The organism is Xanthomonas sp. CFBP 8152, assembly GCF_014199025.1.
Taxonomy (GTDB): domain Bacteria; phylum Pseudomonadota; class Gammaproteobacteria; order Xanthomonadales; family Xanthomonadaceae; genus Xanthomonas; species Xanthomonas arboricola_B.
The window spans coordinates 1,622,880-1,642,250 of sequence record NZ_JACHNO010000001.1; the positions used below are offsets into that span (position 1 = coordinate 1,622,880).

The 19,371-nt window shown below is 67.1% G+C and carries 17 protein-coding genes and 1 tRNA gene; 4 read left to right on the forward strand and 14 right to left on the reverse strand.

Annotated elements, in window-relative coordinates; genetic code table 11:
* Positions 1 to 75 precede the first annotated feature (75 nt).
* On the forward strand, positions 76 to 1,320 hold the full coding sequence (locus tag FHT09_RS06830; protein WP_104537140.1) for a glutamate-5-semialdehyde dehydrogenase: 1,245 nt from the start codon (positions 76 to 78) through the stop codon (positions 1,318 to 1,320).
* Positions 1,321 to 1,546: 226 nt separating this feature from the next.
* A complete protein-coding gene (locus tag FHT09_RS06835) occupies positions 1,547 to 3,460 on the forward strand; it encodes a CocE/NonD family hydrolase (protein WP_104604749.1) in 1,914 nt (637 codons plus the stop codon).
* Here FHT09_RS06835 and FHT09_RS06840 read toward each other — a convergent pair.
* From FHT09_RS06840 to FHT09_RS06860, 5 genes are all read right to left on the reverse strand, one after another.
* Positions 3,441 to 4,667 carry an MFS transporter gene (locus FHT09_RS06840; protein ID WP_181141227.1) on the reverse strand — a complete coding sequence of 409 codons (1,227 nt, stop codon included), beginning with the start codon at positions 4,665 to 4,667 and terminating at the stop codon, positions 3,441 to 3,443. The two genes, FHT09_RS06835 and FHT09_RS06840, sit on opposite strands and share 20 nt — an antisense overlap.
* Before the next feature lie 123 nt (positions 4,668 to 4,790).
* A tRNA-Pro gene (locus FHT09_RS06845) sits at positions 4,791 to 4,867 on the reverse strand.
* A gap of 59 nt (positions 4,868 to 4,926) precedes the next feature.
* On the reverse strand, positions 4,927 to 5,037 hold the full coding sequence (cydX, locus tag FHT09_RS06850; protein WP_104604747.1) for a cytochrome bd-I oxidase subunit CydX: 111 nt from the start codon (positions 5,035 to 5,037) through the stop codon (positions 4,927 to 4,929).
* 93 nt (positions 5,038 to 5,130) lie between these two features.
* A complete protein-coding gene (gene cydB, locus FHT09_RS06855) occupies positions 5,131 to 6,282 on the reverse strand; it encodes a cytochrome d ubiquinol oxidase subunit II (RefSeq protein WP_104604746.1) in 1,152 nt (383 codons plus the stop codon).
* Between the two features lie 16 nt (positions 6,283 to 6,298).
* Entirely contained in the window at positions 6,299 to 7,921 is a 1,623-nt protein-coding gene (locus FHT09_RS06860) for a cytochrome ubiquinol oxidase subunit I (RefSeq protein WP_104537869.1), read from the reverse strand.
* A 148-nt stretch (positions 7,922 to 8,069) separates the two neighbouring features.
* Here FHT09_RS06860 and cydD point away from each other — a divergent pair, with 148 nt between their 5' ends.
* Positions 8,070 to 9,815, forward strand: coding sequence for a thiol reductant ABC exporter subunit CydD (gene cydD / locus FHT09_RS06865; RefSeq protein ID WP_104604905.1), 1,746 nt, complete (start codon positions 8,070 to 8,072; stop codon positions 9,813 to 9,815).
* Positions 9,812 to 11,488: a thiol reductant ABC exporter subunit CydC gene (gene cydC, locus FHT09_RS06870; protein WP_184416894.1), complete on the forward strand. Its 1,677-nt coding sequence runs from the start codon at positions 9,812 to 9,814 to the stop codon at positions 11,486 to 11,488. Before cydD ends, cydC begins: the two co-directional genes overlap by 4 nt.
* A 58-nt stretch (positions 11,489 to 11,546) precedes the next feature.
* On the opposite strand, the gene FHT09_RS06875 is transcribed toward cydC, so the two are convergent.
* The 9 genes from FHT09_RS06875 to ccmC form a co-directional block, all read right to left on the reverse strand.
* Entirely contained in the window at positions 11,547 to 11,969 is a 423-nt protein-coding gene (locus FHT09_RS06875) for a DUF1294 domain-containing protein (RefSeq protein ID WP_104604745.1), read from the reverse strand.
* On the reverse strand, positions 11,963 to 13,165 hold the full coding sequence (locus FHT09_RS06880; RefSeq protein WP_104604744.1) for a homoserine O-acetyltransferase: 1,203 nt from the start codon (positions 13,163 to 13,165) through the stop codon (positions 11,963 to 11,965). The genes FHT09_RS06875 and FHT09_RS06880 overlap by 7 nt, the downstream gene beginning before the upstream one ends.
* A gap of 652 nt (positions 13,166 to 13,817) precedes the next feature.
* On the reverse strand, positions 13,818 to 14,831 hold the full coding sequence (locus FHT09_RS06885) for a tetratricopeptide repeat protein (protein WP_166774671.1): 1,014 nt from the start codon (positions 14,829 to 14,831) through the stop codon (positions 13,818 to 13,820).
* Positions 14,831 to 15,265 (reverse strand): cytochrome c-type biogenesis protein, encoded by a 435-nt coding sequence (locus FHT09_RS06890; RefSeq protein ID WP_166774672.1) that lies wholly within the window; start codon positions 15,263 to 15,265, stop codon positions 14,831 to 14,833. Before FHT09_RS06890 ends, FHT09_RS06885 begins: the two co-directional genes overlap by 1 nt.
* Positions 15,262 to 15,864, reverse strand: coding sequence for a DsbE family thiol:disulfide interchange protein (locus FHT09_RS06895; RefSeq protein ID WP_104604742.1), 603 nt, complete (start codon positions 15,862 to 15,864; stop codon positions 15,262 to 15,264). Before FHT09_RS06895 ends, FHT09_RS06890 begins: the two co-directional genes overlap by 4 nt.
* Complete coding sequence (locus FHT09_RS06900) at positions 15,857 to 17,794, reverse strand: heme lyase CcmF/NrfE family subunit (protein WP_104604740.1); 1,938 nt, start codon at positions 17,792 to 17,794, stop codon at positions 15,857 to 15,859. Before FHT09_RS06900 ends, FHT09_RS06895 begins: the two co-directional genes overlap by 8 nt.
* A gap of 171 nt (positions 17,795 to 17,965) precedes the next feature.
* The gene (gene ccmE, locus FHT09_RS06905; RefSeq protein WP_104604738.1) at positions 17,966 to 18,436 is read right to left on the reverse strand and encodes a cytochrome c maturation protein CcmE; all 471 of its coding nucleotides are present in this window, start codon (positions 18,434 to 18,436) and stop codon (positions 17,966 to 17,968) included.
* On the reverse strand, positions 18,433 to 18,603 hold the full coding sequence (locus FHT09_RS20210; RefSeq protein ID WP_104604736.1) for a heme exporter protein CcmD: 171 nt from the start codon (positions 18,601 to 18,603) through the stop codon (positions 18,433 to 18,435). The genes ccmE and FHT09_RS20210 overlap by 4 nt, the downstream gene beginning before the upstream one ends.
* On the reverse strand, positions 18,600 to 19,352 hold the full coding sequence (gene ccmC, locus FHT09_RS06915; RefSeq protein ID WP_016904032.1) for a heme ABC transporter permease CcmC: 753 nt from the start codon (positions 19,350 to 19,352) through the stop codon (positions 18,600 to 18,602). Before ccmC ends, FHT09_RS20210 begins: the two co-directional genes overlap by 4 nt.
* Positions 19,353 to 19,371: the final 19 nt, after the last annotated feature.

The following is a 19,371-nucleotide window of genomic DNA, read 5'->3' on the forward strand; positions in this document are numbered from 1 at the left end:
CCGCTGCCGATTCTGTCGCAGTAAAGTGATGGCGCGTGCTTTTACCATTCCCGATTCCCCACTCCCGATTCGACAATGACCATCAAAACCCTAGCCCTGCAATGCCGTGATGCCGCGCAAGTGCTGTCGCAACTGTCCGCGTCTGCCAAGCAGGCCTTGCTGGAGGCGATGGCGGCCGCGCTGGAACAGGATGCGGCGCTGATCCTGGCGGCCAATGCGCGCGATCTGGAGGCGGCGCGCGCGAAGGGGGTGGGGACCGCAATGCTGGATCGTCTGGCGCTGGACGGCGGGCGCCTGGCCGGCATCGCCGCAGCCTTGCGCGAAGTTGCGCAGTTACCCGATCCGGTCGGGCAGGTCACGCGCCAGGACATCCGCCCCAATGGCATCGTGGTGCAGAAGGTGCGCGTGCCGCTGGGGGTGATCGCGATGATCTACGAAGCGCGCCCGAATGTGACTGCCGATGCGGCAGCGCTGTGCATCAAGGCCGGCAATGGCGTGATCCTGCGTGGCGGCTCGGAAGCGATCCACTCCAACACCGCGATTGCGCGCGCCCTGCAGCGCGCCTTGCGCGAGGCCGGCGTGCCGGAAGCGGCGTTGACGCTGGTCGAGGATCTGCGCCGCGAGACCATGCTGGAACTGCTGCAACTCAGCGATATCGTCGATCTGGCGATCCCGCGTGGCGGCGAGGGCCTGATCCGCTTCGTCGCCGAGCATGCGCGCGTGCCGGTGATCAAGCATTACAAGGGCGTGTGCCATCTGTTCGTGGACGCATCGGCCAACGTGGACCTGGCCGTGCGGCTGTTGGTCGATGGCAAGGCCAGCCGGCCGTCGGCCTGCAATGCGCTGGAGACCTTGCTGGTGCATGCCGACATTGCCGCACGCTTCCTGCCGATGGCCGCGCAGGCCCTGCGCGAACGTCACGTGGAGTTGCGTGGCGATGCGGCAACGCGCGCACTGCTGCCCGATGTCGCGGCCGCCAGTGACGACGACTACGCCGCTGAATTCCTCGACCTGATCCTGGCGATCCGCGTGGTGCCGGACCTGGATGCCGCGCTGGCGCATATCCGTCAGTACGGCTCCGACCACACCGAGGTGATCGCCACGCAGGACGCCGCAAACGGCGAGCAGTTCGTGCAGTCGCTGCGCTCGGCCGTGGTGATGGTCAACGCGTCCTCGCGTTTCTCCGACGGCGGGGAGCTCGGCCTGGGCGCCGAAATCGGCATCTCCACCACGCGCCTGCATTCCTATGGCCCGATGGGCCTGGAGGCGCTGACCGTGGAGCGTTTCGTGGTGCGCGGCGAAGGCCAGGTACGGCACTGATCGGCGACAACGCGACAAGGCGCACGCAAGTCCGCCGGCGCAGCCGAAAGCAGCTTCATCCGTCCCGCGCGGCGCCGAGGTCGGATGGCTCCGGCGACGATGCGGCTTTCCATGCAGCCACGGGCCGCAAAGGCCACAGGCGCGGCAACCACGACCTTTGACACTCCCCCGGCAGGCCGCACCCTGCCTACAGTCGACGGCTGCCCCGCACGTTCCGGAGTCGTCGATGCGCCGTTTTGCCGCCTGCCTGCTCGCCACCGCCATTGCCGCCGCCACCGGCAGCGCGCTGGCGCAAACCTCGCCGATGACGCCGGATATCACCGGCAAGCCGTTCGTGGCCAGCGATGCCGCCAACGACTACGTCAAGCGCGAGGTGATGATCCCGATGCGCGACGGGGTCAAGCTGCATACGGTGATCGTGCTGCCCAAGGGCGCGCGCAACGCCCCGATGGTGCTGACACGCACGCCGTACAACGCCAGCGGGCGCACCGAGCGCATGGCCTCGCCGCATATGAAGGATCTGCTCGCGCAGGGCGACGACGTGTTCGTCGAAGGCGGCTATATCCGCGTGATCCAGGACGTGCGCGGCAAGTACGGCTCCGAAGGCGATTACGTGATGACCCGGCCGCTGCGCGGTCCGCTCAATCCCAGCGAGGTCGACCATGCCACCGATGCCTGGGACACCATCGACTGGCTGGTGAAAAACGTCAAGGAGTCCAACGGCAAGGTCGGCATGATCGGCTCGTCCTACGAAGGCTTCACCGTGGTGATGGCGTTGACCAACCCGCACCCGGCGCTCAAGGTCGCGGTGCCGGAAAGCCCGATGATCGACGGCTGGATGGGCGACGACTGGTTCAACTACGGCGCGTTCCGCCAGGTCAACTTCGACTATTTCACCGGCCAGCTCACCCAGCGCGGCAAGGGCAGCGGCATCGCGCGGCAGGGCCACGACGACTACAGCAACCTGCTGCGCGCCGGCTCGGCCGGCGATTTCGCCAGGGCCGCCGGCCTGGAGCAGCTGCCGTGGTGGCACAAGCTCACCGAACACGCCGCCTACGATACGTTCTGGCAGGAGCAGGCGCTGGACACCGTGATGGCGCGCACCCCGCTCAAGGTGCCGACCATGTGGTTGCAGGGGCTGTGGGACCAGGAGGACATGTGGGGCGCCATCCATAGTTACGCGGCGATGGAGCCGCGCGACAAGGGCAATACGCTCAACTATCTGGTGATGGGGCCGTGGCGGCACAGCCAGGTCAACTACGACGGCAGCGCGCTGGGTGCATTGAATTTCGACGGCGATACCGCGCGCCAGTTCCGTCACGATGTGCTGCGCCCGTTCTTCGATCAATACCTGGTCGATGGCGCGCCAAAGGCGAGCACGCCGCCGGTGTTCATCTACAACACCGGGGAAAATCACTGGGATCGTCTGCAGGCCTGGCCGCGCAGCTGCGCCAAGGGCTGCGCGTCGACCAGCAAGCCGCTGTATCTGCAGGCCGGCGGCAAGCTGTCGTTCCAGCGGCCGGCAGCGGGGCAGCCCGGTTTCGAGGAGTACGTGGCCGACCCGGCCAAGCCGGTGCCGTTCGTGCCGCGGCCGGTGGACTTCGGCGATCGCAGCATGTGGACCACCTGGCTGGTGCAGGACCAGCGCTTCGTCGACGGCCGCCCGGACGTGCTGACCTTCGTCACCGAGCCGCTGACCGAACCCCTGCAGATCGCCGGCGCACCGGAAGTGCACCTGCAGGCCTCCACCAGCGGCAGCGACAGCGACTGGGTGGTGAAATTGATCGACGTGTATCCGGACGAGATGGCGTCCAGTCCCAAGATGGGCGGCTATGAGCTGCCGGTGTCGCTGGCGATCTTCCGCGGCCGCTATCGCGAGAATTTCAGCGCGCCCAGGCCGCTGGTGCCCAATCAGCCGCTGCCATTCCAGTTCGGCCTGCCGACCGCCAACCACACCTTCCAACCGGGGCACCGGGTGATGGTGCAGGTGCAGTCCAGCCTGTTTCCGCTGTACGACCGCAATCCGCAGACCTATGTGGACAACATCTTCTTCGCCAAGCCCGGCGATTATCAAAAGGCCACCCAGCGCGTCTATGTGACCCCCGAGCAGCCAAGCTACATTAGTCTGCCGGTACGTTGAACGCGCGCGCGCCGCGCGGCGGCGGTGCCCAGACGTCTTCCAGCAACTGCGGGCGGCAGGCCACCCAGGCGGCGGCCAGCTGCACCAGGATGCAGATCACCAGGAAAACGAACGGGGACGTCCATCCGCCGTAGTGCGCGTGCAGCCAGCCGAACAGGAACGGCCCCAGGCAGCTCATCGCATACCCCATGCCCTGCGAGAACCCGGACAGGGCCGCCGAGCCGGCCGCAGTGCGGCTGCGCTGATTGACCAGCACCAATGCCAGCGGGAACGTGCTCGGCCCCAGGCCGAGCAGGGTCACCCACAGGATCGGCGCGGCCAGTGGCGCCCACCACAGCCCGGCAAACGCGACCAGGTGGCAGGCCGCGCACAGCAGCACGATCGGAAACGGGTTGCGCATGCGGACTGCCAGCGCCGGCATGGTCAAGGCACCGACCATGCCCAGTGCCGCGAACAGCGCCACCATGGTGCCGCCGAACGCGGGCGAGGCGCCGGCTTCGCGCAGCAGCGTCGGCAACCAGGTGAACATCGAATAGGTGACCAGCGAGGTCATGCCGAAGGTCACTGCCATGCTCCAGCCCAGGGCGGTGCGTGCCACGCGGCCTTCGGCTTCGGGCGTCGGCGTGACCGGTGCCGGCCCGGTCACATGGAGACGGCGGTGGTTGGTCTGCACCATCGCCCATGCCGCCAATGCCAGCAGTGCCGGCAGCACCCACACCACCATCGAGCTGCGCCAGCCCAGCGCATCGGCCACCGGTACCGCCAGCAATGCCGGCAGCAGGGTGCCGACCTGCAGCACGGTGATGTAGAGCGTGCTGACCCCACCGACGCGATCGCCGAAATAGCGCTTCACCAGCGGCGGCAACACCACGTTGCCCATGCCCATGCCGGCCAGCGCCACCAGCGAACCGAGCAGCAGTCCGGCAGTCCCAGGCAGCAGCGGGCGCAACACCAGGCCGACGGTGGCCAATGCCATCGACAGCAGTGCCGTGCGTAGCAGGCCGAAGCGGCGCAGCAAGGCCGGCGTGGCCACGCCGGTCAGTGCGAATGCAGCCGTCGGCAACATGCCAAGCGCGCCCATGGTGGGCGCGCCGAATGCGTACTCGTCGGCAATGCGTTCCAGCAGCGGGGTCAACGACGTCACTGCGGTACGCAAGTTGAAGGCGGACAACAAAATGGCAGCCAGCACCAAGCCGCGACCACGCAACCGGGCGGACGGGGAGGCAGCGGCAATGACAACAGACATGACAGACCATCCGCACTGCGCACGTGCATGCGCCAGCGCCTGAAAACACAAAACCGGCACGAGGCCGGTTTTGTGTTTTGAAACTGGTCGGGGAGACAGGATTCGAACCTGCGACCTCTACGTCCCGAACGTAGCGCTCTACCAGACTGAGCTACACCCCGAAGGAGCCGCGTATGTTACATAGGGAATGCGAAATCGGCAAGCATCTATCGAAAATAATTTACCGATGCGGTTGATCACGCTCCGGCTCGCGTGCTTCGAACCACATGCCGTTGAGTACAGCCGCCAGCGCGGCCAGACCGGTGCCGAGGATCCAGGCGAAATACCACATTGTCGTTCTCCTTGAGTCGTTGAAGTACGTGCGACGTTGAAGACCTGCTGCGAGCGCGACGCACGTCCGCATCGCAACGCGCAGCAGGCAAGCTCAGTAGGCGTTTGGATTGGCCGAAAGTTCGTCGGCGGTGACCTTGCCCTTGAGCACGCGATAGACCCAGCTTGTGTAGGCCAGCACGATCGGCATGAACAGCGTGGTCGCCAGCAGCATGATCCATAGCGTCAGACGGCTGCTGGAGGCATCCCATAGTGTCAGGCTTGCGCTCGGTGCGGTGGACGAGGGCAACAGGAACGGGAACAACGCAAAGCCGACGGTGAAGACGATGCCGACGATGGCGAAACCCGAGGCGATGAACGCCAGGCCGCCGCGCCGCACACGTAACAGCAGCGCATTCATCGCCAGCCCGACCAGGCCAACCAGCGGTGCGATCAAGGTGGCCGGCATGCTGCTGTAGTTGTGCAGCCAGCCGCCGGCCGCGGTGAGGGCGGCGGTCTTGCCGAGTGGATTGGTCGGCGCGTCGGTGGCCAGGATCGAGGTCACTGCATAACCCGGCAGACCCAGCGCCACCCATGCACCGGCAGCGGCAAACAGCGCCACCGCGCAGAGCGCGGCGATGCTGCCGAAACGCGCCGCACGCTCGGCGACCGGTCCATCGGTCTTGAGCACCAGCATCGCCGCGCCGTGCGCCATCAACATCGCCACGCTGAGCAGACCGGCGAGCAGCGCGAACGGCGTCAGCAGCCCGAACAGGTTGCCGGTGTAGAACGTGCGCATGCTGGCATCGAAGTGGAACGGCACACCGAGCAGCACATTGCCGACCGCCACGCCCATGATCAGCGCCGGAATGCAGCCGCCGACGAACAACGCCCAATCCCAGGTGTTGCGCCAGCGCTGGTCGACCAGCTTGCCGCGGAACTTGAACCCGACCGGGCGCAGGATCAGCGCGAACAGGATCAGGAACATCGCCAGATAGAACCCGGAAAAACTCACCGCATACAACGGCGGGAACGCGGCGAAGATTGCGCCGCCGCCCAGGATCAGCCACACCTGGTTGCCTTCCCAGACCGGGCCGATGGTGTTGATCACCAGCCGGCGTTCGGCATCGTTGCGGGCGACCAGCGGCAGCAAGGTGCTGACGCCCAGATCGAAGCCGCCCATCACCGCGTAACCGGACAGCAGTACGCCGAGCAACAGCCACCAGATCACGCGCAATGTGGTGTAGTCGAGCAAGATGAAATCCATGGTTGTCTCTCCTGGCTTACGGTGCGCCGCCGGCCAGTGCGCCGGTGCTCAATGGGGCGTCGGGTGAGGACGCGTGGGGCGAGCTGCTGTGTGGCGACGGGGTGCGTTGGATCGGTGGAAACAGCGCATCCGGGCCCTTGCGGATCGTCTTCAGCGACAGCTTGATCGCGATCACCAGCAGCGTGGTGTACAGCGCGGTGAAGCCGACCAGGGTCAACACGATTTCGTACAGGTCCAGTCCCGACGCGGCATAGAAGGTCGGCAGCACGCCTTCCACCGCCCACGGCTGGCGGCCGTACTCGGCCACGAACCAACCGCACTCGATCGCGATCCACGGCAGCGGCAGGCTCCACAGGGCCAGGGTCAGAAACCAGCGTTTTTCCTGGAAGTTGTGCTTGCAGGCAAACCAGAACGCGATGGCGAAGAAGGCGATCAGGTAGATGCCGATGGCGGCCATGATGCGGAAGGTCCAGAACAGCGGCAGCACCCGCGGCACGGTGTCCATGGCGGCCTGGGCGATCTGCTGCGGAGTGGCATTGCCGATATCGTCGCGATAGCGCTTGAGCAGCAGGCCATGGCCCAGATCCTGCCAATGCGCATCGAAGACCTTGCGCGCTTCGGCATCGTCCTTGTTGGCGCGGATGCGCTCCAGCGCGCCGTAGGCGATCTGGCCGCCGCGGATGCGATGCTCGGCACGGCCGACCAGTTCCAGGATGCCGGGGATCGGCTGGTCCAGCGAACGTGTGGCGATCAAACCCATCAGGAACGGGATCTTGACCGCGTAGTCGTTGCGATGGGTCTGCTGGTTGGGAATGCCGAACGCGGTGAAGTCGGCCGGCGCGGCTTCGGTTTCCCACATCGCCTCGATCGCCGCCAGTTTCATTTTCTGATGCTCGTTGGCGGCATAGCCGCTCTCATCGCCGAGCACCACCACCGACAGCGAGGACAACAGGCCGAACGCGGCAGCCACCGCGAACGAGCGCCGCGCCATGTCCACATGCTTGCCGCGCAGCAGATACAACGCGCTGATCGACATCACGAACACCGCACCGAGCACGTAGCCGGCGCTGACGGTATGCACGAACTTGGCCTGCGCCACCGGGTTGAACAGCACCGCCATGAAATCGACCACTTCCATGCGCATGGTGTCCGGGTTGAACACCGCGCCGGTCGGATTCTGCATCCAGCCGTTGGCGATCAGGATCCACAGTGCCGAGAAGTTGCTGCCCAGCGCCACCAGCCAGGTGGTGGCCAGATGCTGCACCTTGCTCAGCCGGTTCCAGCCGAGAAAGAACAGGCCCAGGAAGGTCGCTTCCAGAAAGAACGCCATCAGCCCTTCGATCGCCAGCGGCGCACCGAAGATGTCGCCGACATAATGGCTGTAGTAGGACCAGTTCATGCCGAACTCGAACTCCATCACGATGCCGGTGCCCACACCCATGGCGAAGTTGATGCCGAACAGCACGCCCCAGAACATGGTCATGCGCCGCCAGATGTCCTTGCCGGTCATCACATAGACGCTCTCCATGATGCCGAGCAGGAACGACAGGCCCATGGTCAGCGGCGGAAAGATGAAGTGGTACATCGCGGTGACTGCGAACTGCAGCCGCGACAGTTCAACAACTGTCGAGTCGATCATGGCGGATGGGCCTGGTTGGGTGTCGATGAAGGAATGCAGCCGATCATCTGCGCATGCCGCGACCCGCGCGTTGATCCAGATCAATGCCGAGGGGGGCGGGTGCGGCACAATGCGCAGCCCGTAGCGGGAAGTGGCGACTTACAATCGCTTGCAACACGATGTCTTCCTTGAGAGCGATGTGAGCCAGCCCAGCGTGCGAGCCAGCGAAACGCCAGCCCAGCGCCGTCAACGCGGCCAATGGCTGGATGCGCTGGCGGCCCCGGCCACGCGTGCGCAGCGCCTGGCCGGCGTGGCGGTGGCGGCGGCAGGCGTGCTGCTGCTGGCGCAGGCGGCGGCGATCGCGTGGTTGCTGCAGGCGGTGCTGGTGCAGCATCTGGCGCTGGCGCAATTGCGCGACGTGGGGGCGGGGCTGGTAGCTGCGCTGGTGGGGCGCGCGGTGCTCAATGCCTGGGCGCAGTCGCTGACCGGCGAGGTGGCCGATGTGGCCAAGCGCGAACTGCGTGCCCGCATCGCGCGCCGTCTGGTGCAGCACGGGCCGGTATGGCTGCGCCGGCAACGCAGCGGCGAACTGGGCGAATTGAGCCTGGCGCACACCGATGCGCTGGAGGGCTACTTCGTCGGCTACCAGCTCGCACGCACCGAAATGACGCTGGTGCCGCCGCTGATCCTGATCGCGGTGTTTTCGGTCGACTGGGTGGTGGGCCTGGTGTTGCTGCTGACCGCACCGCTGATTCCGTTCTTCATGATGCTGGTGGGCTGGGGTGCCGAAGCCGCCGGGCGCGACCAGCTGAGCGAACTGGCACGCATGGGCGGGCACTTTGCCGATCGTCTCAAGGGCCTGGGCCTGCTGCGCGTGTATGGCCGCGGCGAAGCCGAGTTGAGCGGCATTGCCGCCGCAGCCGAAGGCGTGCGCGAACGCTCGCTCAAGGTACTGCGCATCGCCTTCCTGTCGTCCACGGTGCTGGAATTCTTCGCCTCGGTGAGCGTGGCGATCGTGGCGCTGTATTTCGGCCTGACCTATCTGGGCATGCTGGACCTGCACGGCTTGCCGACCCTGGGCGTGGGCATGTTCTGCCTGCTGCTGGCGCCGGAATTCTTTGCGCCGTTGCGGCGGCTGGCCGCGCACTACCACGACCGTGCCAATGCCCTGGCGGCGGTGGCCGAAGCCGAGCGCCTGCTGGAAGGATTCGAGCCGCCATCGGCAACGCTACCGGTGACCGCGCCCCTCTTGCGCGCACTGGAACCGGCCCAGGCGCACGGCCCGCTGCTGCAGGCGCGCGCTCTTGCGCTACGGCCGCCGGGCGCGCCACACACGGTGGTCGCGGATTTTTCGCTGACCTTGCAGCCCGGGCAGCGCGTGGCGGTGATCGGTGCCAGCGGCAGCGGCAAGAGCACCTTGCTGGAGGGCCTGGCCGGCTGGCTTGCGCCGGAGGCCGGCAGCGTGCTGCTGCGTCCGGGGGGCCGCATCGGCTATGCCACGCAGCGGCCGTATCTGTTTCACGGCAGCATCTCAGACAACCTGCGCCTGGCCGATCCGCAGGCCGGCGCCGCGCGCCTGCACGCGGTGGCCGACGCCGCACAGGTGATGCGCTTCGCTGCGCAGCTGCCTGCGGGGCTGGACACGCAGATCGGCGAACGCGGCTTCGGGCTGTCCGGTGGTGAAGCGCGGCGAGTGGCCCTGGCGCGGCTGTTGCTGCGTGAGCCGGACCTGTTGCTGCTGGACGAACCCACCGCCTTTCTCGATCCGGACACCGAAGCGGCGTTGCTGCGCACCTTGGGTGGGTTCGCACGCGGCCGCGCGGTGGTGCTGGCCACGCACAGCGCTGCGGTGATGCGATGGGCCGATACGGTGATCGATCTGCGCGGCGCCACCGTCGTAACGGAGCTGTCATGAACGGCACACAGCCCCACAGTCTGCGCGATGTGTTCGGCCGGCATGCCTGGCGCCTGCTGCTGTCGGCGGTGTTGGTGCTGGTGACCATGCTGGCAGGCGTGGGCCTGCTCGGCGTGTCCGGCAGTTTCCTGACCGCCGCCGCCTTGGCCGGTGTCGCGGGCATGGGCACCGGCTTCAATTTCTTTTCGCCCTCAGCGGGCATTCGCGCGCTGACCTTCGCGCGCATCTTCTCGCGCTATGGCGAAAAATTGATCGGCCACGACGCCACGCTGCGCATCGCCCGCGATCTGCGCGTGTGGTTCTTCCGCCGCGCGTTGCCGCTTGCGCCGGGCCGCTTGTCGGCCACGCGCACCGGCGATCTGCTGGCGCGGCTGATGTCCGACATCGGCGAGGTCGATGGCGTGAGCGTGCGCGCGCTGGCGCCGTTGAGCGCATTGCTCGGTATCTGGGTGGCCGGCGTGGTGGCAGCGGCGCTGATCTATCCGCCGGCTGGCGTGCTGCTGGTGGTGCTTGGCGTGGTCATCGGTGGCGTGGTGCCGTGGCAGGTGGCGCGCGGCGGTGCGCAGCGCGAACAGCTGCGCGCCCTGCAACGTACCGCCTTGCGTACGCAGGCGTTCGAGGGCCTGGAAGGTGCGGCCGATCTTGCAGCGGTGGAGGCACAAGTTGCCTGGCTGCATCAGGTGGATGCAACGGCGGCGGCGGTGGTCGATGGCGATCGCCTGCAGCGCCGTCGCTTGATCGGCGGCAATCTGCTGCATGCGGTCTGCGGCGGTATCGGTCTGGCCGGCATGTTGTGGCTTGGGTTGAACGCGGCAGAACGCGGATCGATCGCTGCGGAAATGGCGGCCGGCCTGGTGTTTCTGACCATGGCGTTGCTGGAAGTCTGGGCCGGCGCCGGGCTCGCCTTGCAGGCGCTGCAGAGCGCGCGCGTTGCGGCCAGGCGCCTGCAGTCGATCGTCGATCAGGCGCCATCGGTCGTCGATCCGTCGCAGCCAGTGGATGCGCCACGCAGCGGCACGCTGCAGCTGGATCAGGTCAGTTTCGCGTGGCCGGGCAGCGTGCGTCCGGTACTGCAGGCGCTTGATCTGAGGCTGGCACCTGGCGAGCGCATCGCCATCGGCGGCGACAGTGGCAGCGGCAAGAGCACCTTGTCTGCCGTGCTGCTGCGGTTGTGGGACCCGCAGGCCGGGCAGGTGACCTATGCCGGTATCGACCTGCGCCATCTCGCCCAGGCGCAATGGCATCAGCGCATCGCCTGGCTGCCGCAGCATGCCCCGGTGTTTGCCGGCACGGTGCGCGACAACCTGCTCATCGGCGATGCCGGCGCAAGCGATGCGGCCATGTGGAACGCGCTGGACCAGGTGCGTCTGCGCGCCTGGGCCACCGCGCAGAACGGCCTGGACACCTGGGTCGGCGAAAACGGCGCCACGCTCTCGGCCGGCCAGGCGCGCCGGTTGGCGCTGGCGCGCGCCTTGCTACGCGACGCGCCGATTCTGCTGCTGGACGAACCCACCGACGGCCTGGACGTGGATACCGCACACGCCTTGCTGCTGGATCTATCGGCCGCGCTGGGCGAACGCAGCCTGGTGATGATCACCCACGACAGCATCCCCGATGGCGTGGTGCAGCGGCGTTATCGCCTGCGAGCCGGTGCGCTGGAGCCGTTGGCCTGAGGCCTGCTGTTACCGGTTCGCGTTGACTGGTCGTGTGCGTGCATCACGCACGCGCCGCTCACTCCAGCAGTGCGTGGAGTGCAGCCATCAACGCAGGGTGGCCGCATGCCCAATACAGGGCAACGACATTCACCACGACAGCGATCCAGAACCGCAGCTGGAACGAGGCCTTGCTGGATTTGTGCCGGAACAGCGCCTGCGCCAGCAACGCGCCCGGCCAGCCGCCCAGCAGTGCGATGAGGTGCAGGGTGGCTTCCGGTGTGCGTTGCCGGCCGCGTTGGGCTGCGCTCTTGTCGAGCCGGTAGACCAGCATCGCCAGGATGCTTGCAGCCGCATACCAAAATGCCAGCAGCGCCGGCAGGCGACCTGCAACCACCATCGCGGCCATGCCGGTCAGAAACAGCAGCGCCAGCGTCTTGCGCGGCAGGCCGTGCTGCCGGGGCAGGCCCCGATGCCGTTGCGCAGGTCTGGAAATCAGCAAGCGTCCAGAAAGTCGCGCACGGCCGGCCCGAAGCGCGCGAAGTCGACCAGGAAGGCATCGTGGCCTTGTGGCGAATCCAGCCCGATGAAGTGTGCGTCGGCACCGCCGGCGCGCAAGCCTTCGGCAATCTGTTCCTGTTGCTGTACCGGGAACAGGATGTCGGTATTGGCACCGATCGCCAAGGCGCGCGCGATGCGGATCTGCGCCAGGCCGGCCAGCACCGTGGCGTCGGTCGAGACGCCCGTGTCCGGTTTGGCGGCGACAGCAGCGTTGCCGGCTTGCGTGCCATCGGTATGGGCGTCGATGGCCGGCCTGTCGTCGACATACTCGGCCAGATCGAACCAGTCCATCGAGCGGCTCAGATAGAGATAGCAGTTGGGATCGAAGAAGCGCACGAAGCGGCGGGCATGGCCTTCCAGATAACTTTCGACCTGGAATTCAAGCCCGAACGGATCGTCGGCGGCCTGCTCCGAATCCAGCCGCACGCGGCCGAAACGGCCGTCCCATTCCAGTGCCGAGCGGTAGGTGATCACACCGAGCTTGCGCGCCATGCGCATGCCCGAGTCGGGGTAACGCATGTCGTCGTAATGGCCGCCGTTCCAGTGCGGATCCAGGCGGATGGCTTCGCGCTGCAGCGAGCGGATCGCGATCGAGAACGGCAGCGCCTGCGCACTGCCGGAGATATTGATATGGCTGTGCGCGATGCCGGGGTGGCGCAGCAACAACGCCAGTGCGGTCATGCCGCCCATCGAGTTGCCGATCAGGCAGGCCAGTCGTTCGACGCCCAACGCGCGCACCACGTCGGCGGCGGCATCGGCGACATCTTCGATCGACAATTCCGGGAAGCCCAGGCGATACGGCGTGCCGTTGGCGGGGTCGATCGATGCCGGGCCGGTCGAGCCCTTGCAGCTGCCCAGGGAATTGACGCAGACCACGAACCAGCGCTCGGTATCGATCGGCTTGCCCGGCCCGATCATCGCCTCCCACCAGCCCGGCTCGGGATTGGACTGATTTGCCGCGGCATGCGCGTTTGGCGACAGCCCGGTAACGATCAACACCGCATTGCTGTGATCGGCTGCCAGCGTGCCCCAGGTCTCGTAGGCCACGCTTGCCTGGTGCAGCACGCCACCGCGCTTCATCGGAAACGGCGAGGGCAGCGCGTGGAACAGCGTGCCGGGAGGAATGAATTCAGTCATGCGGCAATTCTATCTGCCACGGCAGGTGCCGGGGTGCAGGATGGGGAATCGGGAATCGGGAATCGGGAGTCGGTTTGAGCCCTTGAGCTGTGTGTGATGCCACTCTAGGGAGCGGCGGATCTGCGGCTTGGTCGCAGGGCCCTTGCCTGCCCACCATCGCGGGACACGCCGCAAGTACATCCTTGTAGGCTCTTACGCGGCATCCATGCCGCGTAAGGTCCCGCGACGGTGAGCGGGCAAGGACCAGTGGAGATGGTTGGTGTGCATGGTTTTCAGCAAGACAATCAGCACACCGTCTGGTGCGGTGTCCTTGCCCTCGACGTTGCGAGTTTGCTGCAGGGCCCTTGCCCGCCCACCATCGCGGGACACGCCGCAAGTACATCCGTGTAGGCTCTGGCGCGGCATCCATGCCGCTCAAGGTCCCGCGACGATGGGCGGGCAAGGACCAGTGGAGATGGTCGGTGTGCATGGTGTTCAACAACGCAACCGACTCACGCTCTGGCGCGGCGAGGGCATCGCGCCCTCGACCAACGCGGCTCGGGACTATCCAGATGACGCTGACAGCGGCTGACAACGTGTTGGCGCGGCCAGCGTTTTGTAAACCGCTTTTGGTCCATTGGCCTCAAGCATCGCAACGAAACGTGGCGAGCAATCAGCGACCGATCACCAGCTCCACCGGCGCGGCAGTGGGCAGTTCCACCATCACCGGCACGCTTTCGACATCGCCGGCCTGGCGCATCGCGTTGCCGCTGCGCGACAGCCGTGCCAGCACCTGCACGGTGTCCAGCGACGACAGCGTGCGCGTCGGCATTGGGCTGTCGCCGTCGTCCAGGGTGATGGTCAACGGCAGCTCGCGCAGCGCGTGTCTTTCCACCGCCACCGGCATCGGCGTATCGGCGGCGCGCGCAATCACGAACACGCTGGTGTCGCCCGGCAAGCCGGTGCGTTTGGCGAACTCGGCATCCAGCGTCACGCGCACCTGGATGCGTTTGCCGCTGGCTGCATCGGCGGCAGGCGCAGCCGATGCCTGGATCGGCGCCAGGCTGGCTTCCTGGCGCGCGGCGTTGATCTGTTCGAGCAGGCCGGGGCGGGTCGTGGCATCGACCACGCTTAGCAACGGCGTCCAGGTCTCGCTGGCCTTGGCCGGCTCACCGGCCTGGCGCTGCACCACACCCAGGAACCAGCGTGCGCGTTGATGGTCCGGTTGCACCGCCAGCGCATGTTCCAGCAGGCGCATGGCTTGCGGATCCGGACGCCCGCTGTCGTCGGCGAGCATGCGCGACTGCGCGGCAGCCACCAGCACGTCCGGCTCGTCCGGACGCAGCGCGACCGCGCGCGCAAACGCATCGCGCGCCTCGGCGAATTTCTGTTGGCTGGACAGCGAGCGCCCCAGCAACACCCAGCCTTCGGCCTGATCGGGATTGCGCGCCAGTGCGGCGCGCAGTTGCACGATGGCTTCATCCAGCGAGCGTGGCGTGGCCGGCCGGTTGGCCGGCGCTTGAATCGCGCCCGGCGTGCCGACCAACCAATACAGCGCCGCGCTCGCCGCCAGCAGCAATACCGCGATGCTGGCGGTCAGTCCGCGCGCTTCGCGCCACAGCGGCCGCAGCGCCACACCGAAGACGAGCAGGGCCAGCAGCACCATCGCAACGACGAAGCCGACCATCACCACTCCTGCTCATCGGCGGGCAGGGCGGGCGCAGCCACGCTGCGTCGACGCACCAGCAGCACCACGGCGCCACCGCCCAGCAACAACGCCAGCAGCGGACCGAACCACAACAGCCAGGTCCGCGATTCCACGCGCGGGCGGTACAGCACGAACTCGCCATAACGTGCGACCAGGAACTGACGGATCTGCGCATCGCTGCGTCCTTCGTGCATCAGCGCCAGCACTTCGCGACGCAGGTCCTGGGCGATCTGCGCATTGGAATCGGCCAGCGACTGGTTCTGGCACTGCACGCAACGCAGCTCGGCGGTGAGCGCATGAAAACGCGCTTCTTCTTCGGCCGAAGCATAGCGCAGCGGCGCCGGGTCGCCGGCCGGCTGGGCCAGGGCCAGCCAGGGCAACAGCAGCAGTGTCAGCAGCCAGGCGCGCATCATTGCTTGGCGTGCAGGTCCGGTGCGGCACGGGGCGAGCGCTCGATCTTGCTCAGCACCGGAATCAGCTGCGTATCGATGACGGATTGGGTGAGCATGCCGCTGTACTTCCAGCGCACCACGCCGCGCCCGTCGACCAGAAAGGTCTCCGGTGCCGCAGCGATGCCGAAGTCGATCGCGGTCCGCCCATCCTGATCCGCGACCACCAGCAGGTAGGGGTTGCCCAGCTGTTCGAGCCAGCGCAGCGCATCGTTGCGCTCGTCTTTCCAGTTGTAGCCGATCACGCGCACGCGCTTGGTCAGTGCAAAGCGGCTCAGCACCGGGTGCTCCTCGCGGCAGGCCGGGCACCAGCTGCCCCACACGTTGATGATGTACGGCGCGCCGCGCAGCTCGCGCGCATGCACCACGATGCTGGGGTCGTGCAGCAGCGGCAGCGCAAACTCCGGCGCCGGCTTGCCGATCAGCGCAGAGGGCAGGGCATCGCGATCGTCCTGACCGGAGCGCACCACCGCATAGACCAACAGCGCTGCCAGTGCGAGCAGCAGCACAATGGCACCCACCAGGACCGCAGTGGGCAGGCGGGGTGAACGTGACTCAACCATCTTGGATCTCCGGAGAACGACGAAAACGCCGGTCGGCCGCGGTGACCAGGCCGCCAAGCGCCATCAGCAGCGCTCCCAGCCAGATCCAGCGGACGAACGGTTTGAGGTGGACGCGGACCGCCCAGGCCTGATTGCCCAGGGGTTCGCCAAGCGCGACATACAGGTCGCCGAACGGGCCGGGACGGATCGCCGCCTCGGTCAAGGTCTGCCCGCCGCTGGCGTAGCGGCGTTTTTCCGCATGCAGCAGGCCAACCGGCGCATCGTCCTTGAACACCTGCAGGTTGGCACGGTCGGAGACGTAATTGGGCCCGCGCAGTTCTTCGACGTTCTCGAAGTGCAGCGCGTAGCGGCCGATCTGCATCTGCTGCCCGGGCGCCAGTGCGACCTCGCGCTGCAGGCTCAGCGATTCCACCAGCAACGCACCGGCCAGGAACACCGCCACGCCCAGGTGCGCCAACACCATGCCCAGCATTTCGGCGGTGAGCTTGCGGCCCTTGGCCGCGCGCCGCGTCCACAGGAAACGCAGCGTGCCCAGCAGTACCCAGGCCGCGCCGGCCACGCCGAGTGCCGCCTTCCACTGGCCCTGCGGCGCAGCGAACCAGGCCAGGATGCCTGCGGCAACCGCCAAGCCCGCCCACGGCGCGAGCATCGCCAGCGGGCGCGAGGCCTGCTCGCGCTGCCAGCGGGTCAGCGGGCCGAACGGCAACAGCGCCACCAGCGGCGCCATCAGCACCACGAACAACGTACCGAAGTAGGGCGGCCCCACCGACAGCTTGCCCAGTCCCAGGGCGTCGGCCAGCAGCGGATACAGCGTGCCCAGCAATACCATCGCGCAGGTGCAGGTGAGCAGCAGGTTGTTCAACAGCAGCAAGGTTTCGCGCGAGCTGCCGGCGAATGCGCGGCGCGGATCGTCGACCAGCGACAGGCGCGGCGCACGCAACGCGTACAGCAGCAGCGAACCACCGACCACCGCCAGCAGGAACACCAGAATGAACAGGCCGCGCGACGGATCGGCCGCAAACGCATGCACGCTGGTCAACACGCCCGAACGCACCAGGAAGGTGCCCAGCAGCGACAGCGAAAAGGCGGCGATCGCCAGCAGCAAGGTCCAGCTGGCAAAGCTGCCGCGCTTTTCGGTGACTGCCTGCGAATGCAGCAACGCGGTGCCCACCAGCCACGGCATGAAACTGGCGTTTTCCACCGGGTCCCAGAACCACCAGCCGCCCCAGCCGAGCTCGTAATACGCCCACCAGCTGCCGAGTGCGATGCCGACGGTGAGCATCGCCCAGGCCACGTTGGTCCATGGCCGCGTCCAGCGCAGCCAGCGCGCATCCATGCGGCCTTCCAGCAACGCGGCGATGGCGAAGGCGAACGGCACCGCAAAGCCGACATAGCCGCAGTACAACATCGGCGGATGGATGATCAGCCCCGGGTCCTGCAACAGCGGATTCAGATCGGCGCCTTCCAGCGGCACCGGCAACACGCGCGCGAACGGGTTGGAGGTGAACAGCAGAAAGGCCAGGAAGCCGATGCTGACCAGCGCCATCACCCCGAGCACGCGCGCCACCACCTGCATGGGCAACTGCCGCGACCACAGCGCCACCGCACCGGTCCACAGCTCCAGCACCAAGGTCCACAGCAGCAACGAGCCTTCGTGCGCGCCCCACACCGCCGAATAGCGGTACATCACCGGCAGCAGGCTGTTGGAATTCTCGGCGACATAGCGCACCGAAAAATCCTGCACCAGGAAGGCATGCGTCAGCAGTGCGAAGGCCGCTGCGATCAGGCCCAGCTGCAGCAACGCGGCCGGCCGCGCGACCGCCATCCAGCTGCTGCGCCCACGCTGCGCACCAGCCAGCGGCAGCGCGGCCTGCATCAAGGCCACCAGCAACGCCAGGATCAGCAGGAACGTGCCGAGCTCAGGCAGCATCGGGTCGGCGCATCGGTAGGCATGCAGTGGTGCGAGGCTTGCGGGCGCAGGGCAGAAGCGTCATCCATGCAGCGACCGCGCGCGCCCGCCGATGCACAGCAACGTCGTCAGCAAGGCAACCACTGTCCGAGCCACCACCGTGCAGGAATACCAACGTCCTGACGCGCGCCATCAACGCAGCGCTCCGGCCTGGTCTGCGGCCGCCGGCACGGCGTGCTTGCGGTGCGCGCTGCCCATCTTGTCGGCCACTTCCTTCGGCATGTAGGTCTCGTCGTGTTTCGCCAGCACATCTTCGGCGACGAAGACGCCGTTTTGCATGCGCCCGGTCGCCACCACCGCCTGTCCTTCGCGAAACAGGTCCGGCAGGATGCGGCCGTAGCGCACCGGCAACCGTGCATCGCCATCGGTGACGCGGAACTGCGCTTCCAGCGAACCGGATGCGCGTTGGAACGAGCCTTTCTCCACCATGCCGCCGAGCCGGAAGCGCGCATGCTCGCCAGCGTCGCCGCGCAGCACTTCCGACGGTGTGTACAGGTAGGCCACGTTGCGCTGCAGTGCCATCGCCACCAGCGTGGTGGCCAGGCCGCCGGCCAGGACCAGCGCAATCACCAGCCAGATCCGGCGCCGCCGTTGCGGGTTCACCGGATCAGCTCCGCATCGGTGGGCACCGCGCGCTTGCGCTCGCGCAGACGCCGCGCCTGCGCCATCCTCACGGCGCGGCGCACCTGCCAGCGGCCGGCGATCAGATCCCACAGCAACACCAGCGCGAACACCGCGTAGGCGGCGATGACGTAGGACAGGTAGCTCATGCCGCGCCCTCCGGCGCATCGCGCACGATCCAGGCCTTGCCGGCCTCGCGGCGCAGGTTGTCGGCGCGCGCACGCGTCAGCAGCGAACCGGCGAACCAGAACTTGGTGCCGACCACCATCAGCCACAGCGGCAGCAGCATGCTGGCATCGATGCTGGACGGGCCGAGCAGGCGGATGCTCTGGCCCTGATGCAGCGAGTTCCACCACACCACCGAATAGCGGATCACCGGCAGCAGCGCCACGCCGACGATCGCCAGCAAGGCCGCCGCGCGTGCGGCCTGACGGCGATCGTCGATGGCCTGATACAGGCCGATCACGCCCAGATACAGGAACAGCAGGATCAGCTCGGTGGTCAGGCGCGGGTCCCAATCCCACCAGGCGCCCCACATCGGCTTGCCCCAGATGCTGCCGGTCAACAGGGTGATCACGGTGAACGCCGCGCCGATCGGCGCGCAGGCCATCGCCAGGATTTCGCAGATCTTGATGCGCCAGATCAGCGCGATCGCCGCGTACACCGCCATCAGCCCGAACACGAACAGGCTCATCCACGCGCTCGGCACATGGATATACAGAATGCGGAAGCTATCGCCCTGCTGGTAGTCGGCCGGTACCGCAAACAAGGCCTGCCAGATGCCCACGCCCAGCAACACCGCGGCCAGGGCGTAGCACCACGGCGCCCAGCGCGCAGTGAAACGGTCGAAGATCGGAGGCGAGGCGAGTTGGTGGAACCAGCGGGCAACGACGTTCATGCGATGGCAGCAGCCTTTG